We start from the raw sequence: 18,765 nt of genomic DNA, 5'->3' as shown, positions 1-18,765 counted from the left end.
CGCGCGAAGTGGGTACCGAGGGCAAATTGGGCGGTCAGGCGCGCGTTGAAGGCGTCGCCGGTACCTGGAAGGATCTCACCGACAACGTGAACCTGATGGCGACCAACCTCACCAACCAGGTGCGCGGCATCGCCAAGGTCGTCGCCGCGGTGGCCAACGGCGATCTCAAGCGCAAGCTCGCCGTGGACGCCAAGGGCGAGATCGCCTCGCTGGCCGACACCATCAACGGCATGATCCAGACCCTGGCGACCTTCGCCGACCAGGTGACCAACGTGGCCCGCGAGGTGGGCATCGAAGGCCAGCTCGGCGGTCAGGCCCGGGTGCCCGGCGCCGCCGGCCTGTGGCGCGACCTCACCGACAACGTGAACGAGCTCGCCGCCAACCTGACCAACCAGGTCCGCGCCATCGCCGAGGTGTCCACCGCCGTGACCAAGGGCGACCTGACGCGGTCGATCACCGTCGAGGCCTCCGGCGAGGTGGAGGAGCTGAAGAACAACATCAACGAGATGATCCGGAACCTGAAGGATCAGACGCTGAAGAACACCGAGCAGGACTGGCTGAAGACCAACCTCGCGCGGTTCACGCGGATGCTGCAGGGCGAACGCGACCTCTCGACCGTGTCCAACCTCGTGCTGTCGGAACTGGCGCCCTTGATCAACGCGCAACACGCGGTGTTCTACGTCTCCGACCTCGATGACGACGGCCAGGTTGTGCTGAACCTCGCGGCCACCTACGCCTTCAACAACCGCAAGCACCTGGCCAACTCGTTCAAGCTGCGCGAGGGCCTGATCGGCCAGTGCGCCTACGAGAAGTCGCGGATCCTGCTCACCAACGTCCCTGGCGACTACGTGCAGGTCTCCTCCGGCCTCGGCGAGGCGCCGCCGCAGAACATCATCGTCCTGCCGGCGCTGTTCGAAGGCGACGTGAAGGCGGTGATCGAACTGGCCACCTTCGGCGACTTCAATGAGACGCAGCAGGCCTTCCTCGACCAGCTGATGGAATCCATCGGCATCGTGCTCTCCACGATCGCCGCCAACATGCGTACCGAGGGCCTGCTCAAGCAGTCGCAGCTGCTGACGTCCGAGCTGCAGGCGCAACAGGAAGAGCTGACCAAGACCAACGACCGGCTGGAACAGCAGGCTGCGTCGCTCCGTCAATCCGAGGAACTGCTCCGCACCAAGCAGGAGGAACTGCAGCAGACCAACGCCGAGCTGGAGGACAAGGCGCAGCTCTTGTCCGAGCAGAACACGCAGGTGGAAGCCAAGAACCGCGAGGTCGAACAGGCCAAGTTCGCGCTTGAAGACAAGGCGGAGCAGCTGGCGCTGACGTCAAAATACAAGTCCGAATTCCTGGCCAACATGAGCCATGAGCTCCGCACGCCGCTGAACAGCCTGCTGATCCTCTCCAAGCTCCTCAGTGACAACACCCAGGGCAACCTCTCGGACAAGCAGGTGGAGTTCGCCCGCAACATTCACGACGCGGGCGCCGACCTCCTCGGCCTGATCAACGACATCCTCGACCTGACGAAGATCGAGTCCGGCACGGTCACGCTCGACATCAGCGAGATGTCCTTCGCGAGCCTGCGCGACCAGGTCGACCGGACATTCTCGCAGGTCGCCGCCGACAAGAAGCTCGACTTCGAGGTGGAGCTCGACCCGGCGCTGCCGCGGTCGATGTACACCGACGACAAGCGCCTGCAGCAGATCATCAAGAACCTGCTCTCCAACGCCTTCAAGTTCACCGAGAAGGGCCATGTGAAGCTGAAGGTCGAGCGCGCGCACAGCGGCTGGCACTCCACCAACGACCACCTGAACACAGCCGGCCAGGTGCTGGCCTTCTCGGTCGAGGATTCCGGCATCGGCATTCCGGAGGACAAGCAGCGCATCATCTTCGAATCCTTCCAGCAGGCCGACGGCTCGATCAGCCGGAGGTATGGGGGGACGGGCCTGGGCCTCTCGATCAGCCGCGAGATCACCGGCCTGCTCGGCGGCGAGCTGAAAGTGCAAAGCCGGCCCGAAGAGGGATCGACCTTCACCCTGTTCCTGCCGCTCAACTTCAGTCCTCAGGCCCAGGTCCTGACCGGCGGCCGGGCGCTGAACGTGACGCCGCGTCTGGCGGTGGCGTCCCACCGCTCGGAAGACTCCCCCGAGGCGGTCGCCGATGACCGTGACGACATCAAGCCGGGCGACGCCGTCGTGCTGATCGTGGAGGACGATCCGCGCTTCGCCTCCATCCTGCTGTCCCTGGTTCGCGACAGCAGCTTCTTAGGGGTGGTGACCGGCGAGGGCGGGGCCGCCGCGGCGCTGGCCAAGCGGTTCTCCCCCGACGCCATCATGCTCGACATCGGGCTGCCGGATATGGACGGCCTGGCCTTGCTGGACCTCCTGAAACGCACGCCTGAAACCCGCCATATCCCGGTGCACGTCATCTCCGCCGACGACCAGCGGGGGCTGGGCTTCGCCATCGGAGCGTTTGGTTTCACCCACAAGCCGGTCGACCGGGACGACGTGATCTCCACCTTGGAGGAGGTGAAGAGCTTCGTCGCCAAGGCCGACCGGCGCGTGGCCCTGGTCGGTGGGAAGGGACCGGCCGCCAAGGCGTTGCGCCAGTCCTTCAAGGCGGTCGAGCTTGTCGACGACCTGCCTTCAATGCTGGCGCGCCCCGAGGCGGACCGCCCCGAAGGTCTTGTCGTCGAGGTTTCCGCCATGCGCGTGGTCGAGCTGATCGAGACGCTGAAGCAGAGCGGCCAGCGGCCGGCTGTCGTGGTCTATGCGCCCGACGAGCTTTCCGCCGACGATGAGCGGCGGCTGCGGCTTGGCGTATTCGGCGGGCTGGTGCGGCTGGCCCGCACGACCGACCAGCTGATCGAACAGACCAGTCAACTGCTGCACCAGCCTGTCCAGGCCCTGCCGGAATCCACCAGGGTCAAACTCGCCCAGAGCCGCGCCGAGGATCCCGTCCTCGCCGGCCGCAGGGTCCTGGTGATCGACGACGACATCCGCAACATCTTCTCGCTGGCGAGCGCGCTTGAGGAATACGGGGTCGAACTGTCCTACGCGGAAAGCGGTCGAGCCGGCCTGGAACTGCTCGACGCCGATCCGACCGCCGACGTGGTGCTCGTGGACATCATGATGCCCAACATGGACGGCTACGAGACCATCCGCGAGATCCGGTCGCGTCCGGGGATGGCTGACCTGCCGATCGTGGCGGTGACGGCCAAGGCTATGAAGGGCGACCGGCAGAAATGCATCCAGGCCGGCGCGTCGGACTACGTTTCGAAGCCGGTGGACATCGACCACCTGGTGTCGGTGCTTCGGGTCTCGGTGCAGAAGGCCGACGCCCAGCGCCTGGCCAGCGAAGCCGTCGTATCAATGCTGCCCCAGGTTGGCTGAACATGATTGCGTTACCGCCCGAGAAGCTGGACCCCAGGCGGGATCGGCGCGACCCAGCCGACCTGACGGCGCCGCTTTGCGCCAAGGTCCTGATTGTCGACGATGACGAACGCAACGCCTTCGCGGCTGTCCAGGCGCTGGAGGGGCTCGGCCATGAACTGGTGGTGGCGTCGTCGGGGGAGGAGGCGCTTCGGCGCCTCCTGAAGGATGATTTCGCGGTGATCCTGCTGGATCTGCACATGCCGGGCATGGACGGCTACGAGACCGCCGCCCTGATCCGCAGCCGCAAGCGGACCAGCCAAACGCCGATCGTGTTCCTGACCGCGATCTTCCGGGACGAGGCCCATGTCTTCAAGGCTTACTCGGCCGGCGCGGTCGACATGGTGTTCAAGCCGGTAGACCCCTTCATCCTGCGCTCCAAGGTCTCGGTGCTGGTTGACATCTACCTCAGGACCGAAGAGGCCAAGCGCCTGGCGGCGCACCGGCAATGGCTGCTCGACGAGAACGCCCGCATGCAGGCGGCCCAGGCCCGCACCGAACAGGCCCTGCGCCGGTCCGAGGCCCATCAGCAGGCGATACTTTCGTGCCTTCCGATCACCTTCCACGCCCGCAATGTCGAGCCGCCGTTCGCGCCGACCTTCATCAGCGACGGGGTGGAAGCGATTACCGGCTTCCCGCCTGAACGCTTCGTCAGCGAGCCAGACTTCGGTTCGTCCAGGATCCATCCCGACGACCTCGCGCGGGTGGTCGAGACCGTCTCGGCCACCACCCGCACCGGAACCTATGCCTGCGAGTTCCGCTGGCGCTGCGCCGACGGACAGTATCGCTGGCTGACGGACCAAGGCGTCCTGGCCCCCTCCGGCGAGACCGGCGAGCGTGAGATCTTCGGCGTGATCATGGATTCCACCGAACGCCACCGGCTGGAGGAGCAGCTCGCGCAGGCGCACAAGATGGAGGCGGTCGGTCAACTGACCGGGGGCGTCGCCCACGACTTCAACAACCTGCTCACCGTGGTGCTGGGCAACATCGACATCCTGGCGCGGCGGCCGGAGGATGAGGTCAAGCGCGCCTCGCGCATCGACACCATCCGCCAGGCGGCCGAGCGCGGGCGGGCCCTGACCCAGCAACTGCTGGCTTTTTCGCGCCGGCAGAACCTGCGCCCCGTCACGGTCGAGGTCCGTCAGCTGGTGCAGGACTTCGAACCGCTGCTCCGGCAGGCGGTCGGCGACGCGGTGACCGTGCGCCTCGATCTCGGGGATGCGCCGCTGCGCGCCAACATCGACGTGGGCCAGATGGAAGCGGCCCTGCTCAACCTCGCGGTCAATGCGCGCGACGCAATGCCGAACGGCGGAACCTTCACGATCTGCGCTTCGCTGACCGAGGCCAACGACCCCAGCGGCCTGCCCGCCGGATCCATTTGCCTGGCCGTCGAGGACACCGGTACGGGCATGACGCCCGAGGTGTGCGAACGGGTCTTCGAGCCGTTCTTCACCACCAAGGAGATCGGACGCGGATCGGGCCTCGGCCTTTCGCAGATCTACGGCTTCGTGCAGCAGTCCGAAGGGCACGTGCGCATCGAGAGCGAAATCGGCGTCGGGTCGCGGTTCGAAATCCTGCTGCCGATGTCGTCCGAGCCGGTCCAGGCCCCGGAGCCCAAGCCCTCGATCGACGAGATGGTGGGCGGCAGCGAGCGGATCCTGGTGGCGGAGGACGACCCGGCGGTCCTTCGGATGACGGTCGACCTGCTGGAGGGGCTTGGCTACGGCGTCGCCAGCGCCGCCAACGCCGAGCAGGCGATGGCAATCCTGCGCGAGGACCCCCAGATCGACCTGCTGTTCTCCGACGTGGTGATGCCTGGCGGAACCAGCGGGATCGCCCTGGCGCGCGCGGCGCAGCGCGAGCGGCCGGAGCTGAAGATCCTGCTGACGTCGGGATTCATCGGCGACAAGGGCCTGGTGGGCGGCGCCGACCACCCGATCCTGGACAAGCCCTACGCCGCACCCGTGCTGGCCGCGAGGCTGCGGGAGCTGCTCGACCCGCCCCGGCGCGCGCCAGCCCGCCGGCGATCGCGCGGCCTCGCCAAGTCGGCCTGAGGCGCGGGCTTCTGTTGCGCGGATGGCCGCGGCCCTGAACGCCGCGGCCGCCTGGCGACGCCGGTCCAGGACCTAGTCCCAATCCGATTTCTTCTTCTTGCGCACCATGCCGCGCAGACCGGGGTATGGCCCCTTTCCGACGCGGTAGAGGCACCAGTCGTCATCGGGTTTGCATTCGAAAGTCCCGTCAAAGATCTTCTTCAGTTTGGGACTAATCACAGGGTAGGCGCGCGCGTTGGCTACGTCCCGCCCCAGCCGCTCTTCGCAGGCGTCTCGCTCAGCGTCCGTCAACGCCACCAGATTGGGGTTTGTACAGCCGAGGCGGTCCTTGAGTGCGCGTTGCAAGGTCGCTGCACTGGCGTCTTTCGGGCTCGTGTCTGGCGGCGACGTCTCGGGGCGCCCGACTGGTCCAGCGGACACCGGCGGTGCCTCGGGCTGCGGCGGTGGCGCTTGGACCGGTCGATGCAAGATTGGCGGAGCGCGGAGCGCAGAAGCCGGATGGCCGGGGGGCCTCTCCTTGGTCACGGCAGGCACAAGGCTCACCTGCATCGCCGTATCCGACGACAAAGCAGGATCGGGCGCCCGGCCCAGGAGCAGGAGGATGAAGCCGAAATGCACGGCGATCGCCAGAACTGCCGCAGCGGTTCGACGCCGGTTCGTGGCGCGCAAGCAACAAGGCTCCTGGCTTAAGCCGCCCCTCCGGATTGCCCTGGGCGCTGAGCCACAAGCTAGCCGACCGAAAAGGCCGCCTTATGGCGAAGGCTTCAAGGCGTCGAATCTCTGAGGGCAGTTCAGCCGATGGCGCCGATCACCCGGCCAGCGATTGTCGCCGACCGCGCTCCAAAGCACCGTTGGGCTGCCGGCGAGACCTCAGACAAGCCGAACGACTACGACCAGGCGCGGCGAAGCGGACGTCTTTGCCCAGCCGTTAGAGCTATTCTTCGTGGTCTCCGAATAGCCCCTTCTCGATGTTCCGGCTTATCGGCGGATAGGCCGGCCGCCAGACTGTCGGTTGGACGGCTCGCGAAGGTCGTTCCAGCGCGTGTGCGGCGGCGCTTGAGACAACGCAGAAGATCGCCGCGAATTGGAAGCAGCGCCCAGCAACGAAACTCTCATCCCCGTAGAGGTGACGTCCATGGCGGCCGACCACAACACCAAGGTGATCGAGGGGGTGAGTTTCGCCGGCTTCAACGCCGGCCTCTTCGACCGGATGCGGCGGATGAATCGCTCGTGGCTTGAGCGACTGCGCGAAATCCATCAGATCGAGTCCGAATTCGGGGCCAGATTGCTGGCGGCGAATAGCCGGGCTGAAGCGACGACGGTATGCCACGAGTGGATGGCGAAACGCCTGGAGACGGTGGCCAGCGAACAGCAGGCCTTCACGACCGCCTGGCTGGGACTGGTGTCGGAGACAATGGACAGCCCTCGGCCGGCCGGCGCCCGCAACGCAGACCGGTCGTCGGAAGGCCGTTAGCCGCGGCACGCAGCCCGGCGCCGGCGGTCGGGATCAGTGCGGTAGGTGATGACCAGGTATTCGCGATCGACGAACCGGTAGGGCCCGGGCGGATAGGCCGGCGCCGTCAGCGGCATCGCGAAGGCCTGCTCACGCACGTCCTGCTCTTTCACGGCGGCTCGCCTCCTTACGATCTGCCCGCGAGGCTATTCGCGGCCGTCCCGCTCCAGGTCGAAGACCACCACGCCCTCGTGGTTGGCCGGCCGCTCCAACAGATGCGGGTGGCGCAGGGTGCGGACCGTGTCGTGGTATCCGGCGCGCCAATGGGTCTCCATGCTGGAGCGCGAGAATTCATAGTCTTTGGAGTGGCCTTCGTGGCCGCTGGCCCGGTAGATCAAATGGGCGATGGTGTAAGCCTTGCGATCGGCTATGCCGCTCAGCAGCTGGGCTTCCGGACTGGCCTTCAGCTCCTCGGGCAACTGCGCCAGCAGGCTGGCGACCGTGTTCCGGACCCGCTGGGCGTATTTGAACTGGTCGGTGTTGGCGCGGGTGCGACTGGAATATTGTATCTCCTTTCGCCGCGTCTCGACCTCGGCCAGGTTGCCCGGAAATGTCCCCCGTGCGCTCCACAGGTCGACCTGGAAGGCCAGGGTGTCCTGGCGCGGCAGGCTGTCCATCACCCATTGCAGCGGGGTGTTGGAGATGAGACCGCCGTCCCAGTAGCGCTCGCCGTCGATCTCAACGGCCGGGAAGCCAGGCGGCAGCGCGCCACTGGCCATCACATGCTCCGGGCGGATGGTATGGGTCGCGGTGTCGAAATAGACGAAGTTGCCGGTCCGCACATTGACCGCACCGACGCTGAACCGCACGCCCTCGGCGTTGATCCGGTCGAAATCGACAAGGCTCTCAAGGGTGCTCTTGAGCCTTGCGGTATCGTAGAAGCTCGTCGCCTCGATCGAACCGGTCGGGTGCAACCAAGGCCAGCGCGAGCGAGGCGCGAAGAAGCCCGCCGCGCCGCCCATCATCGCCAGGCCGGCGCTCATGTGGCTCAACAGGCCGCGGCCCCAGTCCCCTTTCAACGGAGGCGGCAGCAGGTCCTGCCCCCAACTCTCGAACGCGTCGGTGGTGACCTGCTCCCAGAACTGGCGCAGCTTTTCAACGCGGGCTTCCGGCGGATTGCCCGCGATCAGCGCGGAATTGATGGCGCCGATCGAGATGCCGGCGACCCAGTCCGGATGGATGCCGGCTTCCGCCAGCGCCTCGTAGCAGCCGCCCTGGTAGGCCCCGAGGGCTCCGCCCCCCTGGAGCAGCAGGGCGATGCACTCGAAGGGCGGCCGCTGCTGGAGCCGATGGGTCTTGCGGTGTGCGGCTGCCGGCATCCGAAACGCTCCTCCCGGCCGGCGGCGCAATGCCCAGCCGCCGATGGCTACGTCCGGTCCGCATCAGGCTGGCCCGGGGGTCGCCTCAGCAAAGACCCGGCCCAGGCCATTCGATTAGCCCGAACATTCTGAAATGGTTATTTGTCTGCGGAGAAGAATTGATGGTCTTCGGGGGAATCCCGCCGGCCGTTGGTCAGGCGGCGCCCGCCGACGCGGCATGAGCCCGCCGATCACCTTTTCGCCATTCCTCGATGAACCGCAGGAAAACCATGAGCGGCATCGGCTTCTGGCGACGGCTGGGATGGTAGAGGAACACGCCATCCACCTGCCGACTCCAGCCTTGCAGCACGGTCACCAGGCGACCCTGCGCGAGGTGTTCCGCCACCATGTGCTCGGGGAGATAGCCGATGCCGGCGCCATCAAGAATGGCGCTCTTCATGAGCTCAAGGTCGTTGATGATCAGCGAACCCTCAACGGCCGTATCGATCTGCTCGCCGCCCTTGCTGAAAATCCAAGACGCGATCGCGTCGTCCCAGGGTGACCGGTAGAGGACACAGTTGTGAGAGTGCAGGTCCCTCGGATGGGTCGGCGTCGGATGGGTTTCCAGATAGGACGGCGCGGCGATCGCCAGGACCCTGAAGTCGTCGCCGATGCGCAGGATCGTCATGTCCCGCTCGACACGCTGACCGACGCGAATGCCCGCGTCGAACCGACTGCTGACGATGTCACTGTTGGTGTCGTCGACAGCGATCTCGAGGCGGATGGCGGGGTATTCCGCCAGGAACGGTGCGATGAGCGGTGCGAGCAGCATCGTCGCGAACGGCCGTGAGACCGCGAGACGCAGGGACCCCATCGGCTTGTCGCGAAAGGAATTGACGCTCTCCAGGGCGTGATCGATGCCGTCGAGGATCGGCTGGACTTCCGCGAGCAGCCGCTCACCGGCCTCCGTCAACGCCACGCTGCGGGTGGTGCGGTTGAACAGCCGGACCCCCAGTTGCTCTTCGAGCGAGCGGATCGTCTGGCTCATGGTCGGCAGCGCGATCCCCACCTGCGCCGCCGCCTTGGTGAAGCTGCAGTGTTCCGCGACCGCCACGAAGGCGGTGAGTTCGGTGAGTTGGATGCGGGTCATTCTTCTTGAGGTCCAAATAACCCCTTCTGAAAGTGTGCGGTTATCAAAAGGCTGCGGCCCCTTCAAGTTGGTCCTCACACGGCGCGGCATCCTGATCCGGCCCCCGGCCTCGACGAACCGCTCGGGCGCCCCCCCGGTCCCGGAAGCCACGGAGACGCGTCGGGATCGGACTCTGCTCCGACCAGGGCGGGCCAGGAGCCGGCGTGGTCAGGCGCCTACGGGAGACACACCATGACCGACTGCAAGACGCGCCGCCTTCGGGGCGCCCGCTGACATGAATGCGCCCAATCCCGCCGGACCGCGGGCCGAAGACCGTAGCGTGCTCGGGGACAAGGTGGTCGACAACCTAGAGCCGCGCGCCCGCCGGGCCCGCTATCGCAAGCCCCTCCTGTTCGCGGCGCCGGTCGTGGTGATCGTCGGCGGCCTGTTCATCTATCTGCACGGCGGCCGTAGCGAGGCGACCGACGACGCCTATGTGCAGTCGGTCAAGGTCCAGGTCAGCGCCAACGTCCCGGGCCGGGTGGTGGCGGTCGGGGTGACCAACAATCAGCGCGTGCGGGCCGGACAACTGCTGTTCCGCCTCGACCCGGCGCCCTACCAGGCCATGGTCGACGAAGCGGCGGCGAAGCTCGCCTCCGCGCGCTTACGGATCAGCGCCCTGCAGGCCAACTATCGCCAAGGAGCCTCCGAACTGAAGGCCGCGCAGGACCGCTTGCACTTCGCCGAGCGGGAACGCGACCGGCAACAGGAGCTGCTCGGCCAGGGCATCTCGTCCCAGGCGCAATACGACACCGCCGCCCTGGCCGCCGTCGCCGCCCGCCAGCAGATCGAAACCGTCGCGCAGCAGAACGCCAGTGTGCTGGCCAGCCTGGGCGGCGAGGCCACTCGGCCGGTCGATGCGAACCCGATCGTTCGCGAAGCTCAGGCGGCGCTCGACCAGGCCAACCTCCGGCTCGGCTACACGATCGTCCAGGCGCCGCAGGACGGCATCGTCACCCGCGTCGATCAGCTGCCGGTGGGCAACTACGTCGAGGCGTCGAGACCGGTCTTCACCCTGGTGGGAACCAGCCTCTGGATCGAGGCCAACTTCAAGGAAGACCAGCTGCACTACATGCGACTCGGCCAGCCAGCGACGGTGAAGCTCGACGCCTTTCCCGACCTGCGGCTGAAGGCCCGGCTGGCGAATTTCAGCCCCGGCACAGGCAACACCTTTTCGCTACTGCCGCCGGAGAACGCGACGGGCAATTGGGTGAAGGTCACACAGCGGCTGCCGGTTGAGTTCACCCTCGGCCCGACGCCCGCCAACCTGCCGCTGCATGCCGGTCTCAGCGCTTCGGTCACGGTCGACACCGGCCATCGCCGCCACCTGTTCGGCGGGGGCCAGGATCCGGGACGGCGCGCAGTGGTCGCCGCGGCTGCGCCATGACCCAGGCCGTCGGCCTTCCGGACAGCGCGACGCGCCTGTTCATCACAGCCTCGGTGATGGCCGCGACCCTGATGAATTCGCTCGACACGACGATCGCCAACGTCGCGTTGCCGCACATCCAGGGCAGCGTCTCGGCGTCGCGTGATCAGATCACCTGGGTGCTGACGTCCTATATCGTGTCCGCCGCCATCACCATCCCGCTCACCGGTTGGATCGCCGGCCGTTTCGGCCGCAAGCGCCTGATGCTGGTCTCGATCCTGGGCTTCACCCTGGCTTCGGGGCTCTGCGGGATCGCCAGCAATCTTGGCGAGATCGTCGGCTTCCGGTTGCTGCAAGGCGTATTCGGCGCCGCGCTGCTGCCCATGAGCCAGGCGATCCTGCTGGACATCAACCCACCCGAGAAGCACGGGCAGGCGATGGCCGTCTGGACGATGGGGGCGATCCTGGGGCCGATCCTGGGGCCGGTGCTCGGGGGCTGGCTGACCGACAATCTGTCCTGGCGCTGGGTGTTCTACATCAACCTGCCGATCGGCGTCCTCGCCTTGATCGGCATATCGCTCTTCCTCGCCGAGACCCGGTCGGCGAAGCCGGTCAGGCTCGACCTGTTCGGCTTCGCCACGCTCGGCCTGGCGATCGGGGCGCTGCAACTGCTGCTCGACCGCGGCCAGCAGCTCGACTGGTTCTATTCGACCGAAATCCGCATCGAGGCGGCGGCGTTCGGCCTGTTCCTGTTCATGTTCATCGTCCAGATGCTCACCGCGCGGCGGCCGTTCATCGAGCTTGGCCTCTTCGCCGACCGCAACTTCGTGTTCTGCTCTGTGACGGGATTTCTGCTCGGCCTCCTGGCCTATGGGGTGCTGTCGATCCTGCCGCAGCTGCTCGAAAGCCTGATGGGCTATCCGGTGGTGACCACGGGCCTGGTCATGGCCCCGATCGGGATCGGCACCCTGGTCTCGATCCTGGTTGTCAGGCGCATCGCCAACAAGGTCGACGGCCGGCTTTTGATGTTTTGCGGCCTGCTGCTGACCGCGGTCGCGGTGTTCATGCTGAGCGGCATGTCCCTTCAGATGAGCCAGAGCTTCGTGACGCTCGCCGGCTTCTGCCAGGGCATGGGCACGGGCCTGCTGTTCGTACCGCTCTCCACTCTCGCCTTCGCCACCCTCCCGGCGCACTTCCGCAACGAGGGCGCGGCGATGTTCACCCTGATCCGCAACCTCGGTTCGAGTGTCGGCATCTCCGCCTTCCAAGTGCTGAGCTACCGCAATGCCGAAACAGTGCGCGCGCGGCTCGCCGAAGGTCTGCGGCCCGACAATCCCGTCGTGGCGACCATGTCAGGGCGCTTTAGCCTCACCGATCCGGCGGGGATCGCCGCCCTCTCCGGCGAGGTCGAGCGGCAGGCTCAGATGGTCGCCTATGTCGACGGCTTCTGGCTGCTCGGCGTCCTGGCGATCGCCGCGATCCCGCTCATCCTGTTCATGCGCTCGCCGCGCCGCGGCGCGGCGAGCGTCAGCCTCCATCTGGAATGATCATGCGTTGCCGCTTCCATCTCCTCCCGCTGGCGCCCCTGTTCGCCCTCGGGCTGGCCGGCTGTGTCGTCGGCCCCGACTTCCATCGCCCTGCGGCGCCCGCAACGACGGCCTATCTGCCGCCGTCGGAGGCTCAGGCCGCCGCCGGGCCAGCCGGCGGGCCAGTGGCGACTTCCGGGGACGCGCCGCTCCGCTGGTGGGCGGCCTACGGTTCGCCGGCGCTCGACACCCTGGTCGATCGGGCCATCGCCAACAACCGCTCCCTGGCGGCGAGCAACGCCACGCTCGCCCGCAGCCGGGCGGAGCTCGCCGCGGTGCGGGGCTCCGCCCTGCCGCAGGTCGACATCAACGCTCGCGTGGAACACCAGCAGGTCAACCTCGCGGGCTTCGGCTTCCGGCCCGGAACCCTGCCGGGTCTTTCCGGCAATCCCGAATTCGACCTCTACTCGGTAGGCGGCGGCGTCTCCTACGACCTTGACCTGTTCGGCGGCCGCCGGCGGCGGATCGAACAGGCGGGCGCCGAGGCGGAGGCGCAATTGCGCCAGACGGAGGCGGCCCATCTGGCCATCGCGGGCCAGGTGGTGATCCAGACCATCACGGTCGCGGCGATTCGCTCGCAGATCGCCGCCGCGCAGGCGCTGATCCTCGAGGATCAGCGCAACGTCGAGCTCGTCGATCAGCGCCGGCGGGGGGGTGAAGGCACGATGGTGCAGGTGCTCAACGCCCGCAGCCAGCTGGTCGCCGACCAGGCCCTCCTGCCGCCGCTCCACCAGTCCCTGAGCGAGGCGCAGCATCTGCTCGCGACCCTGCTCGGCGTCGCGCCGGCGGAATTCGAGGCGCCCGAGCTGGATCTCGACGCCCTGCAACTGCCGGGCAATATCCCGGTGTCGCTGCCCTCCGCCTTCGTCCACCGCCGGCCCGACATCCTGCAGGCCGAGGCCAACCTCCACGCCGCCACCGCCGCGATCGGCGTCGCCACCGCGCGGCTCTATCCGGACATCACGCTCGGCGCCTCGCTCACCCAGGCGGCGCCGAGCGCGGGCGACGTCTTCAAGGGCGCGTTCCGCGGCTATGACGTGTTCGCAGGCCTGACCGCCCCGATCTTCCACGGCGGAACGCTCAAGGCCCAGCGCCAGGCCGCGATCGACGACGCGCGCGCGGCGAACGCCCTCTACCAGGACACGGTGCTGAGCGCCTTCGGACAGGTGGCCGACCTGCTCCAGGCCCTGGCGCACGACCAGCAGACGGTCGAGGCGCAGAGCCAGGCCTTGACCGTCACGGCCTCATCCCTCGACCTCTCGCGGCGCAGCTTCGCGGCCGGGAATTCCGGCGTTCTGGAGATCCTCGACGCGGAGCGCATCCATCAGCGCTCGGTCTCAGGCCTGGTCGACGCGCGCACGCGGCAATATCTTGACAGCGCCCGGCTGTTCGTCGCGACGGCGGGGGGCTGGACCGGGACGCCGGGCGGCTGACGGTCATGCCGGCGCCCCGCCCATCCGATCGTCCGCTGCCGGTCCTGGAACGCCCAACGGCGCCGGTCCGCCAGCGCGCGGAGCCCGACGTCGGTCGCCTCGACCTGAATCTGCTGCGCGTCCTGGACATCCTCCTGGAGGAACGCAGCGTCACCCGGACCGCCGCTCGGCTGGACCTGACGCAGTCAGCGGTCAGCCATACGCTGGGCCGCCTTCGTCACACGCTGGGCGACGAGCTCTTCCAGCGCAACGCCCAGGGCCTGCAACCGACCCGTAGAGCGCTGGAGATCGCGCCGGCGCTACACGCCGCGCTCGCCAGGTTGCAGGGTGCGCTGACGCCGATCGACTTCGACCCGGCGACCAGCGATCGAAGCTTCCGCGTGGTCGCCGACGCCAGCGCCTGCGCCCTGCTGATCCCGGCGCTGGCGGCGCGCCTACAGGCGCGCGCGCCGAACGCCCAGTTGCAGATCTCCGAGGCGTCCCTGGATCTGACCCAACAGCTGGACGCCGGACAGGTGGACTTCGTGCTGGGCGCCGTCACCGCCGCGCCGGAGCGGTTCGCCCGCGAGCGGTTGCGGCGCGAAGGGCTGGTCTGGATAGTGCGCGCGGGCCATCCGCTCGCCCAGGGACAGGCGACGCTCGAAGCCATCATGGCGGCGCCGCACGTGGCCGTGGCCACACAGCGCGCGGCAGCCGGACCGTCCGCCGTCACGCTGCGACCGGGCTGGGAGGACACCGGCGTGGTGGACGCGGACCTGGCCAGGCTGGGGCTCCGGCGGCGGGTCCGCGTCATGACCCCCGACATCTATTCGGCGCGGGCCATCGTCATGAGTTCGGACATGGTTGGCCTGGCGCCCGCCCGCCTGGCGCTGGCCTGGGGCCGGCGCGACGGTCTCCGGGTGCTTGAAACCCAGCCAGGCCTCATGGCGGACTTGTCGTTGCTCTACTGCAAGGATCGCCTCGCCGAACCGCCGGTCGCCTGGCTGCGCAGTCTCCTGATGACGTTATGACCAGGCGCACCCGGACTTTGGGCCTCGCGCCGCGCCCCGCCATCTGACGGACCGGTCAGCCGCCGGAGCGCGTCAACGCCGAGACGCGGGGGACGCGGGCGATGTTCGCGCCCAGGGGCCCGCACCAGTCGAACCGGGGCTCGCCAGGCGCAACCGCGAGGCCGTCGTCCAGCAGGGTCTGGCCCAGGTCGACGCCGTCGACGGAGACGCGGGCGAGGATGCGGTTGTCTTCGTCCGTCCCACCGGTCGGGGTGACAGTGACCTCGCGGGCCTCGGCGACAAGGCCTTGGACGTTTTGACGGACCTGACGCGCCGCGAGCGCTTCGCCCCAGCAGTTGGCATGCGGCGCGAGATGCGGGGCGGCCGCGTTGGACAGCCGGACGTGGCGGCCGTCGATGACCAGGGCATCGGGGTCCAACACCAGGACCTGGGGGGCGCGTGCGGCGGGAACGTCCATGAACAGCGGCGACCCGCGCGAGCAACCCACAAGCGTGATCGCCGCAATGACCCCCGGTAGCGCCGGTTTGTAGCTAAGCATGGCGAAGGGCGCTCAATCGCTCCGCGTGGGTTTGCGAAATAGGCCGCAGGGTCAGCTGGCCAGTCGCGCGCTCACCCCTGCGCGATAGGCCGCCGGCGCCACGCCGGTCAGCCGCCGAAAGACGCTGCTCATGTGGGCGTGGCTCGAGAAGCCTGCCCGGAGGGCCACCGTCGTCAGGCAGAGCGCCGGATCGCGCAGCAGCTCGCGGACACGGGCGATCCGCCGGGTGAGGATGAAGTGGTGTGGCGCCTCACCCGTAGCCTGGCGGAAGGCGCGGGTGAAATGAGCCGGGCTCAGCTGGACCAGCTCGGCGAGCTCCTGCACCGTGATCCGGTAGTCGAGGCGGGCCTCGACGTGGTCGACCACCCGGCGCAGCCTGAAGGGCGAGAGCGCCATCCGGACTGGTGATGGCGCACCTCCATAGATCACCGCCAGGGCGCGAACCAACATCGCCTTGCCAAGCGCGGCCATGTATCCGCGATCGGGGTGGGGCTCCTCGATCAACGCCCGGCGGACCTCTGCGGCCAGGGCGCCTACGCCCCGATCGGTGATCTGGATCGGAGCTTCGCCGGCGATCGCCGCGATGTCGGCGCGGCCGGCCAGGGCCTCAGGGCCGAACGTCAGAGCCAGGATTTCGAGAGGCGTGGTGCGGCTGACGCGCACGCGCACGCCGGGCGACAGCAGCGCGAAGGATCCGGGCGCGCAGGATATGTCCCGCGCCGGCGCGTCCTGGATGGCGACGATCGCATGGCCGGCGTCGAAGGTGAACCGTAGCTGCGGCCGCTGGCCGTCATAGCTCCAATGGCGTCCGGCGAGGCCAAGTTCGAACAGCACCCAGTCGGCGTCGAATGCAAGCACCGCCGCCGCCGTCCGTAGGGGTGACATCTTGGGTTCCGTCGCGCGCCGGGCCGCAGACTTCATCGCCCATCGCTCGGCGTGGGGCTTTGCCACTATCGCCTGGTTCATGGGGCCTTCCTGACGAGTTGACGCAGATCGTTGCGCACTTTTTGAGGCGTCACCGTTCCCGCGGTCGGGCAAGCGGATTGGCCGACTGGTGGCCATCTTGGAGGTTGGCAAGTGTTCCGATAACCACGAACATTCGGAATGACTTATTTGGTGACGACTAAGGATGGCCCGGATCCAACTGAACGAACTCCCGCTTTCGTGGCGGTGGAGGAACATCGCAGCTTCACGAAGGCGGCGAAGCGACACTGGCGACGGAGCGCGTCGCCATCCTGGCCTTTGGACGAGCTGCTTCTGAGGCAAGCTCTCCGGAAAGGACCGCGGGGCGGCAAGTTGGCGCCCCGCGTAGCCTTGTCGCTGGCGTGACGGCCCGAGGCCGGCAAGCTAGCATCGGGGATCCCGTCCCCTTGGTTCATCCGAAGGAGTTCGCCCTGGATCGCCCCGGCTTCCTCGCCCAGGCCGACAAACCGTCGCCCCGTCCCATTCGCGCCTGGGGCTTCACCACCGACAGCTTGGCCGCCGAGCAGCGCCGCGCGGCCTGGGAGGAGGTGATGGGTCGCCTGCGGTTGCCGCTCGGCCGGTTGGCCGAGGCCGAGCCGTTCCGCGGCAGCGTCTCCTGCCTCGGCTCGCCTCTCGGCATGGACTTCGCGCTGATGTCGGCGACGCCGCAGGAGATCTCCGGCCGCAATCCCGCGCAGCCCGCGGCGGTGTGGATCGTCGTCCTGCTCGAAGGCGAGGCCAGCTTCTGGGACGGCGAGACCACGACGGCGTTGAAGACCGGGGACATCATCTATGGGCCCACGGGGATCAACGCCGCCCTCAAGCTGACGACCGCCTTCCGGCTGCTATACATCAGCGCCCCGCGCGTCGCCCTCGACCACCGGCTCCTGGCCCCGCTGTCGCTGAAGGTGGGGCGGTTCGCCGGCGACCGAGGGCTGGGACACGTATTCTCCGGCCTGCTCCGCGCCACCGGGGAGACGCTGCAGGACCTCACCTCCGAACAGTTGCGGCCCATGGAGCTGGCGGTCACCGAGTTCCTGGTGGCCAATCTCGCCGCGGAGCATTCTCCCGCCGCCGTCGGGGGCGCCGGCGCGGCCCGGGCCGCTCACCTGCACCGGGTCTGCCAGACCATCGAGACGCTGCTCTCCGATCCCGAACTGGACCTGGAGCGCGTTGCGGCGGAGGACAGCATCTCGACCCGCTCGCTTCAGAAGCTGTTCGCCTCGGCGGGCCAAAGCTTCTCGACCTACGTGCGCGGCCGGCGCCTGGAGCGCTGCCGGCTGGACCTCTCAAGCCCGATTTGCGCGACCCTTTCCATCTCGGAAATCTGCTTCCGATGGGGCTTCAACGGCTCCGCCCATTTCAGCCGCGCGTTCAAGGAGCGCTATGGGGTGTCCCCGCGCGAATACCGCAAATCGCACCTGGGGGAGGACCTCGCCGCGGACGACGATCAGGCGGCGTGAGCGAAACGATCCGACGCGCGGGCGCGGCTGAGCAAATACTCGGGCGGCGGCCGCATAGACAGCCCTCGGTAAACGGGCGTCAATTCCGTTCAGCAAAACCCCATTTCGGTGAACGGAACGCGTGACCCTCGGCCTGCTCGCCCCACCACCGACCTCGACCGGCTCTGACCTGGAGTCCGTGGAGCTGATCTTCCGGCTGCTCGAGTTCCTGGCCGGGGCGCACCAACCACTGGGAGTCACCGAGATCGCCCGCGCGCTGGACATCTCCAAGCCGCGCGCCCACCGGCACCTGCGCGCCTTCGTGCAGCGGGGTTACGCCCGTCAGGACGCCCGCACCGAAGGCTATGAGCTGGGCGTGGGGCTGCTCACGCTCGGTGAACGGGCGCGCGAGCGGTTCGACGTCGTCGCCGCGATCCGGCCGCTCATGGCCCCCTTGCGCCGGGCCACGGGCTTCGCCGTGACGGCCTCCGTGCTGGTCGGCGACGAGGTGGTGGTGCTCGAAATGCTGCAGGGCGCGAGCGTGATCGAATTCGGCGTGCGACCTGGCTCGAAGCTCGATCTGCACGCCTCGGCGCACGGGCTCGTCGCCCTCGCCTTCGGACCGCCGCAGCTCATCGAAGAGGTCGTTCAACGCCCCTTGAAACCCTGGACGGAGCACACGCTCGTGGACCCGGCCGCCTTGCGTGATGCGGCCGCCCGCGTGCGGCGCCAGGGTTGGGCGACCGCCGTCGACGCCGTGCAGCTCGGCGTCAACGCCCTGGCCGCGCCTGTCCTCGACCACCGGGGCGTCTGCCGCGGCGCCATCGCGATCGTGGGCGCGACCCAACTGATCCCCGCCGAACCGTCGGCGAGCCAAGTGGAGGCGGTGATGGCCGCGGCCGCGGCGGCGTCTCGCAACATCGGATGGCAGGCGGCTTAGAT

Annotated in this window: 15 protein-coding genes; 9 read left to right on the top strand and 6 right to left on the bottom strand. The window is 68.0% G+C overall.

Annotated features, from left to right (window positions below; translation table 11 throughout):
* Together JWP28_RS00820 and JWP28_RS00815 are read left to right on the top strand one after the other, a co-directional pair.
* Positions 1–3,392, top strand: a 3,392-nt coding sequence (locus JWP28_RS00820) for a response regulator (RefSeq protein WP_299538893.1), incomplete at its 5' end; no start/stop codon positions are given.
* A gap of 2 nt (positions 3,393–3,394) precedes the next feature.
* A complete protein-coding gene (locus JWP28_RS00815; RefSeq protein ID WP_299538891.1) occupies positions 3,395–5,485 on the top strand; it encodes a response regulator in 2,091 nt (696 codons plus the stop codon).
* A 72-nt stretch (positions 5,486–5,557) separates the two neighbouring features.
* Here the strand turns inward: JWP28_RS00815 and JWP28_RS00810 are convergent, their stop codons facing one another.
* Positions 5,558–6,154: a hypothetical protein gene (locus JWP28_RS00810; RefSeq protein WP_299538889.1), complete on the bottom strand. Its 597-nt coding sequence runs from the start codon at positions 6,152–6,154 to the stop codon at positions 5,558–5,560.
* 466 nt (positions 6,155–6,620) lie between these two features.
* On the opposite strand from JWP28_RS00810, the gene JWP28_RS00805 reads away from it, so the two are divergent.
* Positions 6,621–6,959 (top strand): hypothetical protein, encoded by a 339-nt coding sequence (locus tag JWP28_RS00805; protein ID WP_299538887.1) that lies wholly within the window; start codon positions 6,621–6,623, stop codon positions 6,957–6,959.
* Here JWP28_RS00805 and JWP28_RS00800 read toward each other — a convergent pair.
* From JWP28_RS00800 to JWP28_RS00790, 3 genes are all read right to left on the bottom strand, one after another.
* Positions 6,956–7,111, bottom strand: a complete 156-nt coding sequence (locus tag JWP28_RS00800) for a hypothetical protein (protein WP_299538885.1) — start codon at positions 7,109–7,111, stop codon at positions 6,956–6,958. The genes JWP28_RS00805 and JWP28_RS00800 overlap by 4 nt on opposite strands.
* Before the next feature lie 33 nt (positions 7,112–7,144).
* On the bottom strand, positions 7,145–8,317 hold the full coding sequence (locus JWP28_RS00795; protein WP_299538883.1) for a patatin-like phospholipase family protein: 1,173 nt from the start codon (positions 8,315–8,317) through the stop codon (positions 7,145–7,147).
* A 193-nt stretch (positions 8,318–8,510) separates the two neighbouring features.
* Positions 8,511–9,446, bottom strand: a complete 936-nt coding sequence (locus JWP28_RS00790) for a LysR family transcriptional regulator (RefSeq protein WP_299538881.1) — start codon at positions 9,444–9,446, stop codon at positions 8,511–8,513.
* A gap of 319 nt (positions 9,447–9,765) precedes the next feature.
* On the opposite strand from JWP28_RS00790, the gene JWP28_RS00785 reads away from it, so the two are divergent.
* Genes JWP28_RS00785 through JWP28_RS00770 form a run of 4 tightly spaced genes read left to right on the top strand, consistent with a single transcriptional unit; the run spans position 9,766 to position 14,880 of the window.
* Complete coding sequence (locus JWP28_RS00785; RefSeq protein WP_299538879.1) at positions 9,766–10,872, top strand: HlyD family secretion protein; 1,107 nt, start codon at positions 9,766–9,768, stop codon at positions 10,870–10,872.
* Entirely contained in the window at positions 10,869–12,398 is a 1,530-nt protein-coding gene (locus JWP28_RS00780) for a DHA2 family efflux MFS transporter permease subunit (RefSeq protein ID WP_299538877.1), read from the top strand. Before JWP28_RS00785 ends, JWP28_RS00780 begins: the two co-directional genes overlap by 4 nt.
* A gap of 2 nt (positions 12,399–12,400) precedes the next feature.
* Positions 12,401–13,870, top strand: coding sequence for an efflux transporter outer membrane subunit (locus JWP28_RS00775; RefSeq protein WP_299538875.1), 1,470 nt, complete (start codon positions 12,401–12,403; stop codon positions 13,868–13,870).
* Positions 13,871–13,875: 5 nt separating this feature from the next.
* On the top strand, positions 13,876–14,880 hold the full coding sequence (locus JWP28_RS00770; RefSeq protein ID WP_299538872.1) for a LysR substrate-binding domain-containing protein: 1,005 nt from the start codon (positions 13,876–13,878) through the stop codon (positions 14,878–14,880).
* 55 nt (positions 14,881–14,935) lie between these two features.
* On the opposite strand, the gene JWP28_RS00765 is transcribed toward JWP28_RS00770, so the two are convergent.
* Both JWP28_RS00765 and JWP28_RS00760 read right to left on the bottom strand, forming a co-directional pair.
* Complete coding sequence (locus JWP28_RS00765; RefSeq protein WP_299538870.1) at positions 14,936–15,418, bottom strand: nuclease; 483 nt, start codon at positions 15,416–15,418, stop codon at positions 14,936–14,938.
* A 51-nt stretch (positions 15,419–15,469) separates the two neighbouring features.
* Positions 15,470–16,303 (bottom strand): AraC family transcriptional regulator, encoded by an 834-nt coding sequence (locus JWP28_RS00760; RefSeq protein WP_299538868.1) that lies wholly within the window; start codon positions 16,301–16,303, stop codon positions 15,470–15,472.
* Positions 16,304–16,788: 485 nt separating this feature from the next.
* On the opposite strand from JWP28_RS00760, the gene JWP28_RS00755 reads away from it, so the two are divergent.
* Positions 16,789–17,844, top strand: a complete 1,056-nt coding sequence (locus tag JWP28_RS00755; protein WP_299538866.1) for a helix-turn-helix domain-containing protein — start codon at positions 16,789–16,791, stop codon at positions 17,842–17,844.
* A 121-nt stretch (positions 17,845–17,965) separates the two neighbouring features.
* Positions 17,966–18,763 carry an IclR family transcriptional regulator gene (locus tag JWP28_RS00750; RefSeq protein ID WP_299538864.1) on the top strand — a complete coding sequence of 266 codons (798 nt, stop codon included), beginning with the start codon at positions 17,966–17,968 and terminating at the stop codon, positions 18,761–18,763.
* The last annotated feature ends 2 nt before the right edge of the window (positions 18,764–18,765 follow it).

The organism is Phenylobacterium sp. (assembly GCF_028290885.1).
Taxonomy (GTDB): Bacteria; Pseudomonadota; Alphaproteobacteria; order Caulobacterales; family Caulobacteraceae; genus Phenylobacterium.
Note: the sequence above shows the minus strand (reverse complement) of the source record. Positions and strands in the feature narration are given on the sequence as shown.

What these genes read in the sequence shown, in the direction of transcription:
- JWP28_RS00815 (WP_299538891.1), top strand. Translation starts at nt 3,395, where the DNA reads ATGATTGCGTTACCGCCCGAGAAGCTGGACCCCAGGCGGGATCGGCGC.
- JWP28_RS00805 (WP_299538887.1), top strand. Translation starts at nt 6,621, where the DNA reads ATGGCGGCCGACCACAACACCAAGGTGATCGAGGGGGTGAGTTTCGCC.
- JWP28_RS00795 (WP_299538883.1), bottom strand. Translation starts at nt 8,317, where the DNA reads ATGCCGGCAGCCGCACACCGCAAGACCCATCGGCTCCAGCAGCGGCCG.
- JWP28_RS00790 (WP_299538881.1), bottom strand. Translation starts at nt 9,446, where the DNA reads ATGACCCGCATCCAACTCACCGAACTCACCGCCTTCGTGGCGGTCGCG.
- JWP28_RS00780 (WP_299538877.1), top strand. Translation starts at nt 10,869, where the DNA reads ATGACCCAGGCCGTCGGCCTTCCGGACAGCGCGACGCGCCTGTTCATC.
- JWP28_RS00775 (WP_299538875.1), top strand. Translation starts at nt 12,401, where the DNA reads ATGCGTTGCCGCTTCCATCTCCTCCCGCTGGCGCCCCTGTTCGCCCTC.
- JWP28_RS00770 (WP_299538872.1), top strand. Translation starts at nt 13,876, where the DNA reads ATGCCGGCGCCCCGCCCATCCGATCGTCCGCTGCCGGTCCTGGAACGC.
- JWP28_RS00765 (WP_299538870.1), bottom strand. Translation starts at nt 15,418, where the DNA reads ATGCTTAGCTACAAACCGGCGCTACCGGGGGTCATTGCGGCGATCACG.
- JWP28_RS00760 (WP_299538868.1), bottom strand. Translation starts at nt 16,303, where the DNA reads ATGTCACCCCTACGGACGGCGGCGGCGGTGCTTGCATTCGACGCCGAC.